Raw genomic sequence first — 16,853 nt, forward strand, 5'->3', positions numbered from 1 at the left:
ACTTCACTTCTTTGCACTCCTAGAAATTTAAAGGGGGAGTCTTACTGCTCGTTAAGACTGGGATAAAAAAGACAGTCCTCATAAACATAATGAGTGACTGTCCTGATTTCTATTTCTTCACTGTATATTTTGTTAAAAATGGATCTGCTTCTGAGATTTTTGTTCCTTTGTAGTAGTATTGAACAATTTCTGAATATGTTTTTCCATCTTCAGCCATGAAATTTGCTCCATATTGGCTCATGCCTACACCGTGGCCAAAGCCTTTTGTCGTAACCACGACTTGATTACCTTTTATTTCCCAGCGGAAGTCAGTAGATTTTAATTCAAGCTTTTCTCGGATATCCTTACCGGAGAATTTTTTGCCGTTAATCTCAACTGTCGCCACTCTATGCCCAGGTGTCTCTTCAATTATTTTTCCTACCGAACTATCTTTACTGAGATGAACACCAAGCTTTTTCTCAAAGGTTGGAATAGGGATGACAACCTGATCATGGAATTTAGGCGATTCTTTATCCCAGGGACTTTTTACACTTTTTAAATATGGGAAAGAGTTAGACCAGTATGCTTCTGAATTTTCTGTGAAACCATTACTCGTTGAAAAGAATTGTGCTTCAATTGGCTTCTCTTCAAATGTTAAGATTTGACCTTGTGTTGCTGCTACAGCATCAGTAATTTTCTTCTTTTTCCTTTCATAGTCTTTCCCCCATAAATTTTTGAGCTCATTTTCATTCTTATATACTTGATGGTTTGTTGTATCTGTTGCTATCGTTCCTTTCGGAGAACCCATCGCTTCCCCACCCATCAACCGCTTCACAATGTATGTTCTTGCCGCAAGTGCCTGTGCCTTCAATGCTTCACTTTCAAACTCTGCAGGCATCTCTGAAGCGACTACACCTACTACATATTTTTCAATATCGACATTTTCAATTGTCTGTGTTTGACTGCGATAGATCGGTATCGATATGCCCGCTTCCTTTAATACAGGTACCTCTTGTTTTACTGTTTGCAATTCTTCCCCTAACTGCCCTTTCGTTTTATCCATAAATGGAGCAACAAGGATGGTCGGAATCATGAGTATAATGATGAATAAGGCTGCGAATATGAAGATAATTGGTTTCATTGATTTCATCTTTTTCTCTTACCCTCCAATTAGTAGATTGAATGTTGATTTATTCAATAATATGGAGGTGGACATGCTTTTATGACTTTTTAAAAAGAACAGAAAGAAAAAGTGAGGATAAAAAAGAAAATGTTAGAAAGAATAAATAAAGTGGTCTAAAATATTAACACAATCGATATATTCAACCATTGTCTCCAAAATTCAGAAAGTATTTCTCCACACAAAAAAAGAAGCAGGAATATTCCTTACTTCTTTTTCAGCTTATGCATTTAAGTCAGTAATAATTTCTTCTTTTTGAACAGAAGCGTTCTCATGTACACGTTCAATATCAGCACCTAGACCTGCTAATTTTTGATGGAAATCCACATAGCCGCGATCTAAATGTTTCAGCTCTGTTACACGTGTATGACCATCAGCACACAGACCTGCTAAAACGAGTGCAGCACCAGCTCTTAAATCAGTTGCAGCAACTTCTGCACCTTGGAGCTTACCTGGTCCGTTAATAATAACAGAACGGCCCTCAATCTTAATATTGCCATTCATACGACGGAATTCTTCCACATGCATAAAGCGGTTCTCAAATACAGTTTCTGTAATGACACTCGTTCCACTTGCACATAGTAATAAAGCCATCATTTGTGACTGCATATCTGTCGGGAATCCTGGATGCGGCATTGTTTTTAAATCTACTGATTTTAATTCGTCTGGTCCGATGACACGAAGACCATCCTTTTCTTCAATGATTGTAACACCCATTTCTTCCATCTTAGCAACTAGGGATGTTAAATGTTCTGGAACAGCACCTTGTACAAGTACATTTCCTCCGGTAATTGCAGCAGCAACCATGAAAGTACCTGCTTCTACCCGGTCAGGAATAATCGTATGCTTGGCACCTTTTAAATATGGAACACCTTCAATACGAATCGTTCCTGTTCCTGCACCTCTTACTTTTCCACCCATTGCATTAAGATAATTCGCTAAATCTACTATTTCCGGTTCTTTTGCACAATTCTCGAGAACAGTAGTACCGTCAGCGAGTGCAGCAGCCATCATAATATTTTCAGTTGCGCCAACACTTGGGAAATCTAAATAAATTTTAGCTCCTTGAAGCCTTCCATTCACTTCAGCTTCAATGAAGCCATTCCCAACTTTAATCGTTGCTCCCATAGCTTCAAAACCTTTTAGATGTTGATCTATAGGACGTGAACCAATTGCACAACCGCCTGGCAATGCTACACGTGCACTTCCATTACGTGCCAAAAGCGGTCCCATTACTAAAACAGATGCACGCATTTTTCTTACATATTCAAACGGTGCTTCAGTCGATAGCTCTTTTGATGCATCTACAATCACTTGATTATTTTCAAAATGGACCTCTGCGCCTAAATGGCGTAGAACTTCATTAATTGTATACACATCGGAGAGCGTAGGTACATCACAGATGATGCTTTTTTCTTCACTAGCTAACAAGGATGCAGCGATAACAGGTAAAACGGCATTTTTAGCTCCTTCAACCTTCACAGTGCCGTTTAATTTGCGACCGCCGCGGACGATGATTTTTTCCAAAGTATTCCCCTCCGCGTCCCAATTTCTCTATATTAATATTCAGACGTTATGATTGGTGTTCCTACAACTACTGTAGTAAAATCGCCCAATCCCGCACTCCTTAGTGCAATCTGTACGTTCATGCTGCCTTTGTTCGTTGGAATGCTTTCGTTCCATTCCTCTGTTTTTGCAGAAATCGAGACAAACTTTTCTTCATTCAATTGTTCAATTGGTAACGCATTAAATTGTTTAAGCAAATCATTTGACTTCGTTAACAAAACTCCTTCCATCATATCACCAATTTCCCCAGTGATACAAGAAAAAATAGTTAACTCCTCTTGAAAAATATGAAATGCCTGTTTTTTAAAATACCGATTCATTTCATTCCAGCTTGTTTGCCCGGTTTTTCCTTTTAACTCATAAAGGATATACGAACCAGAGTGATGATTTTTGAGGGTAGACAGAATTTGAAGCTTTTCTGTAACTTTTTTCTCTTTATTTACTTTTGTGCCTATCGCTTTATAAATGTCTCCCTTTTCTTCATATGCCCAAGTGTAATCACGGAATTGCTCCGTCATCTGTTTCACTTTTTCCATACTTTCTAGGTCAACACTTTTCTTCGTATAAAGCGACCATTCTTTAATAATGACACCTTCATTTTCCATACCCCGAGCAAGCTTTTCCAACGTTTGTTCATTATTTGCAGCCCCAATATGGTGACCTGCAAAAGCAGTTGTGACAAACATAATAAAAATGATAATTGCAATAATATTATTTCTATTTCTCAAAACATTCACTTCCTCTCCTTAGTAACATTGTTACCGGATTGGAAGCTTACATACTTGGAAAAAGTCGTCAATGTTTGACATACTACTAGTATCTACCCATTGCTCTTTTCCCCAGTTCCTAAAGTTTGTAAACATCAAAATAAGAATGGCAATTGTTGTGCCCATAACAAATAATCTAGGAAGAAATTACTTACAATAGAAGCAATTACAATTGTTAGTAATATGAGAAGTACTCTTGCTTGAATAACATTGCCCGCTTTAATAAATTTCTCAAGATTTATCGATTGTAATGCCCACCATGTAACAATGATAAATATAAGGCTTACGAGCATACTAATGAGTGCCTGCTGGCCAAAATCGGGCAAACTCATCCCTCCTATTATGTAAATAGACAGAATTTGAAGCTTAATTTCTGAAATTTTTCTAAACTTGTTCCTATCCAGAAAAATGCGCATAAAAACTATGCACTAAGCAGTATCATACACCATTATTTCAATGAAACTCAAGATGTTTTTGTCCCTAAAAATTAATAAAAAATAAAGAGGATTTCTCCTCTTTATGATTATATTATACTAAAATTAGATGTAAAAAAGTGGGTATATTGTATTTGGGAATATACCAAAAACAAGTGTTCCTGCTATACATATAAAAAGTACGATAAAAATAGATTTACTTATATATATTTTATGATATGTTTCATGTTCTCGAAAGTAAATTTGTGTCAAAATTCCGAAATAATATATATAAGAGATAATAGTCGTCCCAATCATAACCACCGCCAGTAGCAATTGCGGTGTATTCGCTGTTAATGCACTAAGAAAAATAGATATTTTCGCTATAAATCCTACTGTTCCGGGAATACCTGCTAATGATAATATAAAAATCGTCATCGCCAGCGCTGCATACGGTGAGCGTTTTATGAGTCCTGCGAATGCTGATATATTATCTGTACGAGCTTCCCCACAGACGAATTGAATGACAGCAAAAGCACCTAAATTCATGAGCAGATAAGCAAATAAATAAAACCATATAGTATCAAAATAAAATACATTGGAGAAGGATGAAAAAGCAACAAGTATATAGCCGGCATGTGCAATAGCTGAGTATGCAAACATCCTTTTTATATTTTTTTGCTTAAGAGCAACTGTATTACCGATAATCATCGTTAGCGCAGAGAGAACGACGAGAAAACTTTGCAGAGCCGTAAGCATCGTCTCTGATGGATTTACTTGAATGACGTCAAAGACAGTTAAAAACAAACGCAGGATAAGAATAAAACCTGCTGTTTTTGAAATAACACTTAGAAAAGCAGTGACGGAGATTTGTGCACCTTCATACACATCAGGTGCCCACATATGAAATGGAACAGTTGCAATTTTGAATGATAATCCGATAAACATAATTAGAAAAGATAAGGCTAATATATAAAGATGATCTGGTTCATTTACATTAGCTAAAACGAGTTTCATTGTATCTAAGCTTGTTGTGCCGGTCATTCCATACAGATAGCTCATTCCAAACAGTGTAATCGCCGTAGCAATTGCCCCGTTAATAAAATATTTTATGGAAGCTTCATTTGCTTTTTTATTTTTCGTTCTTATTCCTACAAGAATATAAGTAGAAAGAGAGAGCAATTCGAGACCGATAAATAATGTAATTAAGTCACGGCTTGATGCCATAAACATTGCTCCTAGAAGAGCTGTTAAAAAAAGATAATAAAATTCTCCCCGTTTTTCATCTAATCCGTCCCAATTTTCATTTAAAACAAGAATGAAAACAACCGCTGTGCCGATTAATAATAAAGCTTTAAATGATTTTGCAAATGAATCGAAGACAAATGTATCATATAAAATAACAGTACCGTTACTTTCCAGCAACAGAAGGCTGATAAATGCAAGGACAATACCGAGTAATCCACATACACCAAGCCATTTCCGGCTCTTTCTTCTATTTAAGAAAAGATCGATTACAGATAAAGCAGCCGCAAAGCCAAGGATAATAAATTCTGGAATCATTACAAACCAATTAAAGCTCAAAAATGTTTCTACATCCATTATTTATCAGCCTCCAAGCTTTTCGTAATCGTTTCTACAGTTTGCTGAAGCGGGTTAGCTAAACTGTTCGGATATATACCTATACTTATAATGATCCCTATTAATAAAAGGATCGGCATGAATTCAAATGTCCGCACATCTTTTAAGCTGCTCCCTTTTCCGAATGTTATGTTTAAAACCGCCTGCAGCACGTAGACTGCTGTTAAAATGATCGCTATTACTCCAATACTTGCAATAACAGGCATCGTCTTAAAAACCCCGAGAAAGACTGTAAACTCGCTTATAAAACCTGAAGTTCCCGGCAATGCAAGTGATGCCATTCCCGCCATCAGCAAGCATCCTGCTGCAATCGGCATTCCTTTTGCTAATCCGCTTATATTTGTAAGATCTGTCCTGCCGGTTCTGTCAGCTATAATACCAACAAGGAAAAAGAAGAGAGCTGAAATGATACCGTGTGAGACAACTTGGAAAATTGCACCCTGTACACCCGCTTCATTTAACGCACCTAAGCCAAGAAGGATAATTCCCATATGTGAAATGGAAGCATAGGCTAGTACTTTTTTGAACTCTTTCACAATAAGAGCTAAAAATGCCCCGTAAAGTAAATTAATTAATCCTAAAATCATTATCATCATACTAAGTTTTTCAAACTCATTCGGAAAAAGACCAATCCCAAATCGGATAAGACCGTATGCACCAATTTTTAAAAGGATCCCTGAATGAAGCATAACAACCGGTATAGGTGCTTCTGAATGTACCTTAATAACCCAGCTATGAAGCGGAAAAATCGGCAGTTTTACTCCAAACGCAATGAGTAAGGACACAAGCAGTCCAAGTTTCAGTTCATCAGATACCATTGTGCCTGCCATTATTTCTTTTAAATCAGTAATGTTCACCGTTCCTGTTTTTGCAAATAAGACAGAGATAGCGATTAATAATATAGCGGAACCTAGTCCGTTATATATTAAAAAGTAAAATGCTGTCTCTTCTTTTTTACGATAACCCCATTTTCCAATTAAGAAGAACAGCGGAATAAGTGTTATTTCAAAGAAAAGGAAGAAAAGAATAAGGTTTTGTGCCAGGAAAACCCCAAGCATTCCGATTTCGAGCAGAAGAAATAACATAAAATATGCTCGTAACCCCGTTTTAATATAAATGGATGCGATGCTCGAACATAATGCTAAAACAGAAGTCAACATAAGCATAATAAGGGAAAACTCATCAATAGCAAGCTCATAGTGAACAGGAAATGAACCGAAAGAAAGCCATTGTTTTTTCTCCGAAAAGCGTTCAAGAGATTCTCCGCTCTGATACATAAAATAAATAAAGCTCGTGAGAAAAACGGCTGGGATAGTAGACAATATACCAACTGTTTTAGCTGCATCATTATTCCTTATAAAAGATAGGATAACGATACCGATCAGGGGAGAAAAAATAATTAAAGATAGCAGAAAAGGCATATTCATCAAAAGTCACCTCCTGTAAAGGCTAAAATGACTACTAAAACAGCTAATCCAATGACCGCAATCATGCCGTATGTCTGTACCTGACCTGACTGCACCTTCACTCCTATTTGACCAATTCCTTTTACAACAATCGTAATAAGAGTAATTAAAACTTTAATAAGCCGGTCGATCAATAAACAAAAGGAACTTATACTTGTTACAATTTGAAGAACAGTCTTCTCATATAGCTCATCAATGTAATATTTATTAACAAACAGATCATGTACAATTGGAATGCGTGAACTCAGCCAATCTCTTCGGATGACTTTTCTGCTGTAAATGAAGTAGGCCAATAAAATTCCTGCCAGAGATACAGCTGTTACAACCGGGCTGAGCCAAATAGGTATGAAGACTGTTCTGCTGTCTGTCAGCCAATTATTTAAAAAGCTCTGGATATATCCTGAAAAGATAGAAAGCAGAGCTAAAACCGTCATTGGAATAAGCATCGAGAGCGGCGCTTCTGTTACCTTTTCATTCCTACCCTTCTCTCTTCCACTAAAGATAAGGAAAAAGAGACGGAACATATAACATGCTGTTAAAAATACGACGATAACAGCGAGCGAGAAAAGCCCGTACTTGCCATCATTCCAAATAGAAATTAAAATGGCTTCTTTACTAAAAAAACCTGAGAATAAAGGGATACCCGTAATCGCAAGTGCGCCGGTTAGAAAGAGCCAACGTGTAAACTTTAGTTTCTTCCAAAGTCCGCCCATCTCATTTAAGTTTTGTGTACGTACAGCATGTATCACACTTCCTGCCGCTAAAAATAATAAAGCTTTAAAAAACGCGTGGGTCATTAGATGAAAGACAGCTGCCGCATAGCCTGCCGCTCCAAGCGCCAGCATCATAAGTCCAAGCTGACTCATTGTCGAGTATGCAAGCACCCTTTTTATATCTTCTTGCACTAGGGCGATACTCGCTGCAAATATCGCTGTAAAAGCTCCGATTACTGCGACAGTTAGCTGTGCCGTCCCGCTCGCTGCAAATAGAGGATACATGACTGCAACTAGGTAGACACCTGCTGCGACCATCGTCGCCGCATGAATGAGTGCCGATACCGGCGTTGGTCCTTCCATTGCGTCAGGGAGCCACGTATGAAGCGGAAATTGCCCTGACTTTCCAACTGCCCCAAGGAACAAGAGAATGGCAATGAGTGTCACGGCTTCGACCTCTCCAGCACGAACAGCTGTAAAAATGACATCATAATCGAAACTGTTCACTTGAAGGAAGAGAAGAATCATCCCAACAAATAAACCGACATCGCCGATCCTCGTCATAATAAATGCCTTTTTCGCCGCCCTCTTCGCCTCTCCTTTTTGGAAGTAAAAACCTATTAATAGAAAGGAACCTAAACCGACAAGCTCCCAAAATAAATAAAGCTGCAGAAGATTCGGTGTCATAACTAAACCGAGCATCGCAAACGTAAATAAGCCGAGATATGCATAAAAAACAGAAAGCCTTTCGTCACCTCTCATATAACCTCCTGAATAAATATGGACGAGAAAGCTAATAAGAGAAACGATAAGGAGCATTAATGCATTTAGTTCATTTATTTCATATCCAATAGTAAGATCAAGCTCACCGATTGTTAACCATGCTGTTGTCACTTTATATGCCGGGCTTGATATCTTTTCAAAAAATAGAAAAACTGCTAAAAGAAAGGCAAGCCCACTTAATCCGCTTCCTATATATACACTTCCTTTTTTCAGTTTTCTTCCGAATAATAAAATAAGAAAAGAAAGGAGCGGCAATAAAGGTATGAAAAATGCAAGTTTCATCAATATCTATTCACCTCACTTAAGCAGCTAATATTTCAACTGATCCATTTCATCGATATTTACCGTTTTCCGATTCCGATAGAAAGCAAAGAGAATTGCTAAACCAACCGCTGCTTCTGCCGCCGCAACGGAAATTGTAAATAATGTAAATACTTGCCCTGTAATATTAGATACAATTCCAAACTTGCTAAAAGCAACTAGATTTATATTTACCGCATTCAGCATAAGCTCAATTGAAATGAGTACAATAACGGTATTCCGCTTTGTCAGAGCACCGTATAAACCGATACAAAATAAAATTAATGCTAATGTTAAGTACGCCGCTAAAGGTGTTCCACTCATTCCTCTTCCACCTCTTTCCTTGCCAAAATAATCGCTCCGATTAAGGCAACCAGAAGGATTACAGATGTCAGCTCGAATGGAATAATGTAATGAGAGTAGAGTGACATTCCTATTTGTTCTGTATTATTCTCATGCAATGCTTGCGGCACTGTACCAAAGTCTAATTTATAAATTCCTAGAAAGACGACGATTCCAAAAGTAACAATACTAATAAACACGAGTACATTCTTTTTCCAGTTTATTTTCTTTTTTGTCTCATCTTTATGCTTCGTTAACATAATGCCAAACAGCATCATAATCGTTATGGCACCTGAATAAATTAAAATCTGAACAACAGCAACGAACTCGGCTAATAATAAAATGTATAGGCAAGCGATACTAATAAATGTGAATACGAGAGAAATAATCATATGAACAACTTTTTTCGTCATTATCATAAAAAGCCCGCCGTATATCGCAATAACTGCAAAAATAATAAATGGTAGCTGATCCCCTTGTAAGCTCACACCCTATTCTCCTTCCTGACATTCGTATCGTTATCATCAAGCCAGTTCATATCTTTAAAAAGCTTATCTCGGCTGTACTCGGCGAGTTCGAAATTATTCGTCATCACAATTGCTTCGGTGGGACAAACTTCTGTGCATAAATCACATAGAATGCAAATTTCAAAGTTTATATTATACGTTTCAATTATCTTTCCCCTCTTATTCGGATCAGGGTTTTTCTTGCCGGTCAGATCAATGCAATCTGTCGGGCAAACGATGACACATTGATTACACACAATACATTTATCCGGGTAAAACTTTTGAATGCCTCGAAAGCGGTCTGGCAGTGGTATCGTGTCATTTGGATAGTCATACGTTACCTTTTTCTTCGTTAAATTTTTAAGCGTATATACTAACCCTTTTGCTAAACCTTTCATTTATGCCACCCCTTATTTAGAAAAAAATCTCTTTCATAACAGCTGTAATAAAAATATTTGCCAGTGCAGCAGGCAAAAGGATTTTCCAGCCAAACTCCATGAGCTGATCGCCTCGAATTCTTGGGAACGTTATTCTGAACCAAATAAGAATAAAGACGACGACAATAAATTTGAGTGCAAAGGAAATAGCTCCAGGTATAAAATCCAGAGAGAAAACAGGATGCCAGCCTCCTAGGAAAAGAACAGTTGTGAGCGCTGCCATAGCAAAAAGATAAACATATTCCGCAAGCATAAAAAATGCCCAGCGAAACCCTGAATATTCTACATAATAGCCTGCAACAAGCTCTGATTCTGCTTCAGGCAAATCAAATGGGGTACGATTCAGCTCTGCTACAGATGCGATGAAAAAAATGATAAATCCAATTGGCTGGATAAAAATAAACCAAATATTTTCTTGCTCCAGGACGATTTCATTTAAATTAAGACTTCCCGCTAATAAAATAACACCGACAACAGACATAACGAGCGGAATCTCATATGAAATCATCTGTGCAGCAGCCCTCATTCCACCGAGCAGTGCATATTTATTATTAGAAGCCCACCCTCCGGTTAACACACCGATTGTTGCAAGGCCCGAAACAGCGATATAATAAAGAAGCCCGACACCGATATCAGCAAATTGAAAAGCATCGGTAAAAGGAATGGCAGCAAGGATTAAAAAAGCAGGTGTAAATGCGATAACGGGTGCTAATATGAATAATGGTTTATCTGCCAGCTTCGGAATTGTATCCTCTTTTATAAGAAGCTTCAGAACATCTGCAACCGTTTGAAGCAGCCCAAATCTTCCTCCAACTTGATTCGGTCCATGTCTCCCTTGCATATATCCCATTACTTTTCTTTCAGCTAATATGCCATATGTAACGAAGCCTAGAACGACAAATAGAAAGGCAAGAGCAAGCCCGAAAAAAATGAAAAAATGAAGTGTACTTGGAGCTGACTGTAATAATGCTTGTATCATTAGCCGTCCACCTCCCCAAGTACAATGTCCACAGCACCGAGAATCGTAATTAAATTTGCGATATTTTCTCCTTTTAAAAGCTTTGAAAGGATTTGCAGATTATAAAAGGACGGTCTGCGGAACTTGAGACGGTACGGCTCTTTCTTTCCTTCGCTCGCAATATAGCAGCCGATTTCTCCCCGCGGTGATTCAATCCTGACGTATACTTCCCCTTTTGGCGGTTTTATTATTCTCGGAACTTTGGCAATGACTGCACCTTCATTTGGAATTTGCTTCACGGCTTGTTCAATAATTTTTAAAGATTGTTCAATTTCAGCCATGCGGCATTTATATCTTGCAAATGCATCTCCTTCATATTCAATCGGTATATCAAATTCAAATCGCTCATAAATCGAATAAGGCTCTGCCTTTCGAATATCCCATTTTACTCCTGTACAGCGGAGATTTGACCCGCTAAGTGAATAAGCAATTGCTTCTTCCTTCGTATAAATGCCGACTCCTTTCACACGATTCAAAAAAATTTCATTACCTGACACCAGCTTATGATAGCCTTCCAGCTGCTCTCTCATATAAGGTACAAACTGAGCGACCTTCTCAAGCCAGCCTTCAGGCGCATCCCATTTAACGCCGCCGACTCTCATATAGTTGAATGTCAGTCTTGCTCCGGATAATTCATTTAAAAGATTAATAATCATTTCACGTTCACGAAAAGCATATAAAAAAGGGCTAACTGCTCCGATATCTAATAAATAGGTGCCCCACCAGACGAGATGGCTCGCTACACGTCCAAGTTCCATCGCCAAGATCCGTAAATACTCGGCACGTTCAGGAATTTGTAAATCCAGCATTGTTTCCACTGCATGGCAAATGACATAATTATTCGTCATTGCAGATAAATAGTCCATTCTGTCTGTATAAGGAATAATTTGTGTATATTGCAGGTTTTCCGCAAGCTTTTCCGTTCCCCGGTGCAAATAACCGATAACAGGCGTTGCTTCCTTTATTATTTCACCATCTATTTTAAGAACCAGCCGGAACACCCCATGTGTACTCGGATGCTGCGGGCCGACATTTAAGAGCATTTCCTCTGTACGAATCATTCATCATCCACCTCCTCATAATCTTTCCTCAGCGGATGGCCAATCCAGTCATCCGACAGCATAATCCGCTTTAAATTTGGATGGGAAATGAACTCGATTCCTAATAAATCATATGCCTCTCTTTCCGGCCAGTCTGCCCCTTCCCATAATGGCTGAACAGACTCAATACGGGGATTATCACGATCCAGCTTTGCTTTCAAAACAACTGATTGTTTATGCTTGAAAGAATAAAGATGTAAATAAATCTCCATATATGTTTCAAAATCTGTTCCATGAAACTCAGATAAATAATCAAAAGCGAGCTCTTCATCATTTTTTAATAATTTAGCAATTTGAAAATAATGTTCTCTTGCAGCAATAAGAGTAGGAATATGTTTTGAAAGTTTATTAATATAGAACTGTTCTAACACATCATTACCTAGCTGACTCGTCAGCAGTTTGACATATTTATTTAATAGAGGGTCATTTTTGGAGGGGACTTCTTCTTTCTTCACTTCTTCATTTTCTATCTTCTTTGCTTTCAATTTTGCTGCAGCGGCTGCTTTTGCCTTTGCGATTGCAATTGCTTTCGCTTTCTCCTTGGCAAGCTGCTCATCACTCTTCTCTCCATTTAATTCCCGTTTCTTTTTCGCTAATGCTGCAGCTTTTGCTTTAGCTGCTGCCGCAGCCTTCTTTTTAGCAAGTTCAAGGTCTTTTTCATCACTCATTGTCACATCACCTTCTTCCCTTGCCTTGCCTCATATCTAATCTTTTCTTTTAATTTATTAATACCGTATATGAGTGCAGCAGGATTAGGAGGACAGCCGGGTATATACACATCCACCGGGACAATTTGGTCAACACCTTTTACGACAGCATATGATTTCACATAAGGGCCTCCTGCTGTTGCACATGAACCCATCGCAATAACCCATTTAGGTTCTGGCATTTGGTCATACAATCTTTTTAATACCGGTCCCATCTTCTTAGTAACAGTACCTGATACGATCATGACATCAGATTGACGCGGGGATGTCCGAAAAAAAGATCCGAAACGATCAAGATCATAATGAGAGGAACCGACACCCATCATTTCAATTGCACAGCAGGCAAGACCAAATGTGAGCGGCCATAATGAATTGCTTCTTGCCCATCCCTTCACTTGCTCAAGTGTAGTTAGAAATACACTTTGTTTTAATTCCTCCATCTCTTCCTTTCGTATATTCGTCAAATTCACGTCCACTTCAGCACCCCTTTTCGCCATGCATATACTAAACCGATAACGAGCATAACGACGAACATAAGCATCTCAAACAGAGCAATAATTCCAAGCTTTTCATAGGCTACAGCCCATGGATAGAGAAAAATAGTTTCTATATCAAAAATAACGAATAATAAAGCAAACATATAATACCTCACATTAAATTGAATCCGTGAATCATGGAAAGGGTCAATCCCGCTTTCATATGTTGTCTGTTTTTCCACAGTTGGTGCATGAGGTCTTAAAAACTTTGAGATTGTTAATGCTACAGCCGGGAGCAGGATTCCTATTAAGAAAAAAACAGCGACAATCATATAATTATTCATATATATATGAATAGACTCCATATTAAGCCTCCTCCACTATATGAAATGTATTCATTTAATAATCTATATGCAGTGGAAGTCTATAACTATGAATAAAAGAAAATATCTGTTTGCGGTATTCTTTCTAAGGTAATTATTCTGAGCCAAAGAAATAAAAAAAACTCCACTTATTGATGGAAGTTTTTACTTTATGTACTATACATTGGCTGACTTATCTCCGAATTTTAAGAAAATCGATTATTCAATACATCACAAAACAAAAAAGACTGACCCATATAGGAGTCAGCCTTTAATATTATTTTGTTACGTTTAAACGATTGATTGCACGGTGAAGTGCTAATTCAGCTCGTTTCATATCGATATCGTCTGTCTGTTGTTTAAGACGTTGCTCTGCACGTTCCTTTGCTGCTTGTGCACGGGTAACATCAATTGATTCAGCTGTTTCTGCAGCTTGTGCCAAAATCGTTACCTTGTCAGGACGTACTTCGATAAAGCCTCCACTTACAGCCACGAGTTCCGTGCTGCCATCTTTAAGCAGGCGTACTGCTCCGATCTCTAAAGGAGCAACCATCGGAATATGACCTGGTAAAACACCAAGCTCACCACTTTGAGCCTTTACGCTTACCATTTCAACTTGCGCATCGTAAACTGGGCCATCGGGAGTAACGACATTAACTAATACTGTCTTCATACTCATACCCTCCTAGGTCCCAAATTAAACTTCTACACCCATTTTTTTAGCAGATTCGACTACTTCTTCGATTCTACCTACTAAACGGAATGCATCCTCTGGAAGGTTGTCGTATTTACCTTCAAGAATCTCTTTAAAACCTTGTACTGTTTCTTTAACTGGAACATATGAACCTTTTTGTCCAGTGAACTGTTCAGCAACGTGGAAGTTTTGAGATAAGAAGAACTGAACACGACGTGCACGGTTAACCGTTAATTTATCTTCATCTGAAAGCTCATCCATACCAAGAATAGCAATGATATCTTGTAATTCACGGTAACGTTGAAGCGTTTGCTGCACTCGGCGAGCAACCTCATAATGCTCTTCACCAACAATTTCAGGTGATAATGCACGAGATGTTGACGCAAGCGGATCAACCGCTGGGTAAATACCCATTTCAGAAAGTTTACGCTCTAAGTTTGTTGTAGCATCTAAGTGAGCGAATGTTGTTGCAGGAGCTGGATCCGTATAGTCATCGGCTGGTACATAGATCGCTTGGATCGATGTAACAGAACCTACATTTGTAGATGTAATACGCTCTTGTAATTGACCCATTTCAGTAGCAAGTGTCGGCTGATAACCAACGGCAGATGGCATACGACCTAAAAGGGCAGAAACCTCTGAACCTGCTTGTGTGAAACGGAAGATGTTATCCATGAAGAATAATACGTCTTGACCTTGGTCATCACGGAAATATTCAGCCATTGTAAGACCTGTTAATGCTACACGCATACGTGCACCAGGCGGCTCGTTCATTTGTCCGAATACCATTGCAGTCTTTTTAATAACGCCAGAGTCAGTCATTTCAAAGTAAAGGTCATTACCTTCACGTGTACGTTCACCGACACCTGCGAATACGGAAATACCACCGTGTTCTTGTGCGATATTGTTAATTAACTCTTGGATTAATACAGTTTTACCTACACCGGCACCACCGAATAGACCGATTTTACCACCTTTAATATATGGAGCAAGAAGGTCTACTACTTTAATACCTGTTTCTAGAATCTCAACTTCTGTTGAAAGCTGATCAAATTTAGGTGCTGAACGATGGATAGGATCGCGTCGGGATTCCGCTGGGATTGGCTCAGCTAAGTCAATGCTATCACCTAAAACGTTGAAAACACGACCAAGTGTAACATCTCCAACTGGAACGGAGATTGGAGCACCTGTATCTGTTACTTCTAATCCACGTACAAGACCGTCAGTTGAAGACATCGCAACTGTACGAACTGTATTATCACCTAAATGAATAGCAACTTCTAATGTTAAATCAACATCTGCTGGAATTTCATTATTTGCTTTTTGCTTTATTGTAAGGGCATTATAAATGTCTGGTAATTGACCATTTTCGAACTTTACGTCAACAACCGGACCCATAATTTGAGTAATGCGACCTGTATTCATCTTTTTCCCTCCTAACTTGCTAATTGCTAAATATAATAACTTTCTTTACTCAAGAGCTGCTGCTCCACCGACGATTTCCGTAATTTCTTGTGTAATCGCTGCCTGACGTGCACGGTTGTAAGAAAGTGTATATTCATGAATTAAATCATTTGCGTTATCTGTTGCATTCTTCATTGCCGTCATACGTGATGCATGCTCACTTGCCTTACTGTCTAGTAATGCACCGTAGATGAGACTTTCAGCATACTGTGGCAATAATACATCCAATATCGCTTCCTCAGATGGTTCAAACTCATAGGACATTAGTTTTGAACTTGTCGCAAGGTCAGATAATGGAAGAAGTTTCTTCTGTGTAACTTCTTGTGAAATTGCACTAATATAGTGATTATAGAACATATTTAACTCATCAAATGTTCCGTCACCATACATTTCAACTGTTTTTCTAGCGATATCTTGAATACTGGAGAATGATATGTCATCACCGATACCTGTCAGCTGTGAAATAACATTCATATTACGTTTTCTGAAAAATTCCGTACCAATTTTACCGATAACGATAATCGCATATTCATCTTTTGATTGATGACGGCTTTCGATCGTCTGGTATACAGCACGAAGCACGCTGCTGTTAAAAGCACCTGCTAAACCACGGTCAGATGTAATAACTAAATAACCTGTACGTTTTACTTCGCGGCTGTTTAGCATAGGATGCTCTGCACTTGAACTGCCAAGAGCGATACTAGCCACAACCTCTTGGATTTTCTCCATATACGGATTAAATCCTTTTGCTCGTAATTCTGCACGGTTTAATTTCGCAGCATCGACCATCTGCATTGCTTTCGTAATTTGACTCGTTTTTTTCGTAGAAGTAATCTTCGTTTTTATGTCGCGTAATGATGCCAAAGGTTCTCACCACCTTTTTAAAAATTATCCATTACTTTATCAAAAGGAAAGTGCGTTGTGAAAACTCACAACAGC

At 38.4% G+C, this 16,853-nt stretch carries 18 protein-coding genes; all 18 read right to left on the reverse strand.

Annotation, left to right across the window (positions count from 1 at the left end):
- Positions 1 to 109: 109 nt before the first annotated feature.
- Entirely contained in the window at positions 110 to 1,120 is a 1,011-nt protein-coding gene (spoIID, locus tag BFA01S_RS12640) for a stage II sporulation protein D (RefSeq protein ID WP_174521594.1), read from the reverse strand.
- Positions 1,121 to 1,381: 261 nt separating this feature from the next.
- Complete coding sequence (murA, locus tag BFA01S_RS12645) at positions 1,382 to 2,686, reverse strand: UDP-N-acetylglucosamine 1-carboxyvinyltransferase (protein WP_066230848.1); 1,305 nt, start codon at positions 2,684 to 2,686, stop codon at positions 1,382 to 1,384.
- Positions 2,687 to 2,718: 32 nt separating this feature from the next.
- Positions 2,719 to 3,453 (reverse strand): YwmB family TATA-box binding protein, encoded by a 735-nt coding sequence (locus BFA01S_RS12650; RefSeq protein ID WP_156483660.1) that lies wholly within the window; start codon positions 3,451 to 3,453, stop codon positions 2,719 to 2,721.
- A 134-nt stretch (positions 3,454 to 3,587) separates the two neighbouring features.
- Positions 3,588 to 3,824, reverse strand: a complete 237-nt coding sequence (locus tag BFA01S_RS12655) for a DUF1146 family protein (protein WP_066230853.1) — start codon at positions 3,822 to 3,824, stop codon at positions 3,588 to 3,590.
- Positions 3,825 to 4,031: 207 nt separating this feature from the next.
- Positions 4,032 to 5,507, reverse strand: coding sequence for an NADH-quinone oxidoreductase subunit NuoN (gene nuoN / locus BFA01S_RS12660; protein ID WP_066230855.1), 1,476 nt, complete (start codon positions 5,505 to 5,507; stop codon positions 4,032 to 4,034).
- Positions 5,507 to 6,973 (reverse strand): complex I subunit 4 family protein, encoded by a 1,467-nt coding sequence (locus BFA01S_RS12665; protein WP_066230860.1) that lies wholly within the window; start codon positions 6,971 to 6,973, stop codon positions 5,507 to 5,509. The genes nuoN and BFA01S_RS12665 overlap by 1 nt, the downstream gene beginning before the upstream one ends.
- Complete coding sequence (gene nuoL / locus BFA01S_RS12670) at positions 6,973 to 8,793, reverse strand: NADH-quinone oxidoreductase subunit L (protein WP_066230862.1); 1,821 nt, start codon at positions 8,791 to 8,793, stop codon at positions 6,973 to 6,975. Before nuoL ends, BFA01S_RS12665 begins: the two co-directional genes overlap by 1 nt.
- A gap of 24 nt (positions 8,794 to 8,817) precedes the next feature.
- The gene (nuoK, locus tag BFA01S_RS12675; protein WP_066230865.1) at positions 8,818 to 9,132 is read right to left on the reverse strand and encodes an NADH-quinone oxidoreductase subunit NuoK; all 315 of its coding nucleotides are present in this window, start codon (positions 9,130 to 9,132) and stop codon (positions 8,818 to 8,820) included.
- On the reverse strand, positions 9,129 to 9,638 hold the full coding sequence (locus BFA01S_RS12680) for an NADH-quinone oxidoreductase subunit J (RefSeq protein WP_066230868.1): 510 nt from the start codon (positions 9,636 to 9,638) through the stop codon (positions 9,129 to 9,131). The genes nuoK and BFA01S_RS12680 overlap by 4 nt, the downstream gene beginning before the upstream one ends.
- Positions 9,635 to 10,054, reverse strand: coding sequence for an NADH-quinone oxidoreductase subunit NuoI (gene nuoI, locus BFA01S_RS12685; RefSeq protein ID WP_066230871.1), 420 nt, complete (start codon positions 10,052 to 10,054; stop codon positions 9,635 to 9,637). Before nuoI ends, BFA01S_RS12680 begins: the two co-directional genes overlap by 4 nt.
- A 16-nt stretch (positions 10,055 to 10,070) precedes the next feature.
- Positions 10,071 to 11,072, reverse strand: a complete 1,002-nt coding sequence (gene nuoH, locus BFA01S_RS12690; RefSeq protein WP_066230873.1) for an NADH-quinone oxidoreductase subunit NuoH — start codon at positions 11,070 to 11,072, stop codon at positions 10,071 to 10,073.
- Positions 11,072 to 12,172: an NADH-quinone oxidoreductase subunit D gene (locus BFA01S_RS12695; protein ID WP_066230876.1), complete on the reverse strand. Its 1,101-nt coding sequence runs from the start codon at positions 12,170 to 12,172 to the stop codon at positions 11,072 to 11,074. Before BFA01S_RS12695 ends, nuoH begins: the two co-directional genes overlap by 1 nt.
- Positions 12,169 to 12,879: an NADH-quinone oxidoreductase subunit C gene (locus tag BFA01S_RS12700; RefSeq protein WP_066230879.1), complete on the reverse strand. Its 711-nt coding sequence runs from the start codon at positions 12,877 to 12,879 to the stop codon at positions 12,169 to 12,171. Before BFA01S_RS12700 ends, BFA01S_RS12695 begins: the two co-directional genes overlap by 4 nt.
- A 2-nt stretch (positions 12,880 to 12,881) precedes the next feature.
- Positions 12,882 to 13,358 carry a NuoB/complex I 20 kDa subunit family protein gene (locus BFA01S_RS12705; RefSeq protein ID WP_174521595.1) on the reverse strand — a complete coding sequence of 159 codons (477 nt, stop codon included), beginning with the start codon at positions 13,356 to 13,358 and terminating at the stop codon, positions 12,882 to 12,884.
- 26 nt (positions 13,359 to 13,384) lie between these two features.
- Positions 13,385 to 13,759 carry an NADH-quinone oxidoreductase subunit A gene (locus tag BFA01S_RS12710; RefSeq protein WP_156483662.1) on the reverse strand — a complete coding sequence of 125 codons (375 nt, stop codon included), beginning with the start codon at positions 13,757 to 13,759 and terminating at the stop codon, positions 13,385 to 13,387.
- A 274-nt stretch (positions 13,760 to 14,033) separates the two neighbouring features.
- Positions 14,034 to 14,429: a F0F1 ATP synthase subunit epsilon gene (locus BFA01S_RS12715; protein WP_066230885.1), complete on the reverse strand. Its 396-nt coding sequence runs from the start codon at positions 14,427 to 14,429 to the stop codon at positions 14,034 to 14,036.
- Between the two features lie 24 nt (positions 14,430 to 14,453).
- A complete protein-coding gene (gene atpD / locus BFA01S_RS12720) occupies positions 14,454 to 15,875 on the reverse strand; it encodes a F0F1 ATP synthase subunit beta (RefSeq protein ID WP_066230888.1) in 1,422 nt (473 codons plus the stop codon).
- 45 nt (positions 15,876 to 15,920) lie between these two features.
- The gene (atpG, locus tag BFA01S_RS12725) at positions 15,921 to 16,778 is read right to left on the reverse strand and encodes an ATP synthase F1 subunit gamma (RefSeq protein WP_066230891.1); all 858 of its coding nucleotides are present in this window, start codon (positions 16,776 to 16,778) and stop codon (positions 15,921 to 15,923) included.
- Between the last annotated feature and the right edge of the window lie 75 nt (positions 16,779 to 16,853).

The organism is Metabacillus fastidiosus NBRC 101226 (assembly GCF_001591625.1).
Classification (GTDB): Bacteria; Bacillota; Bacilli; order Bacillales; family Bacillaceae; genus Metabacillus; species Metabacillus fastidiosus.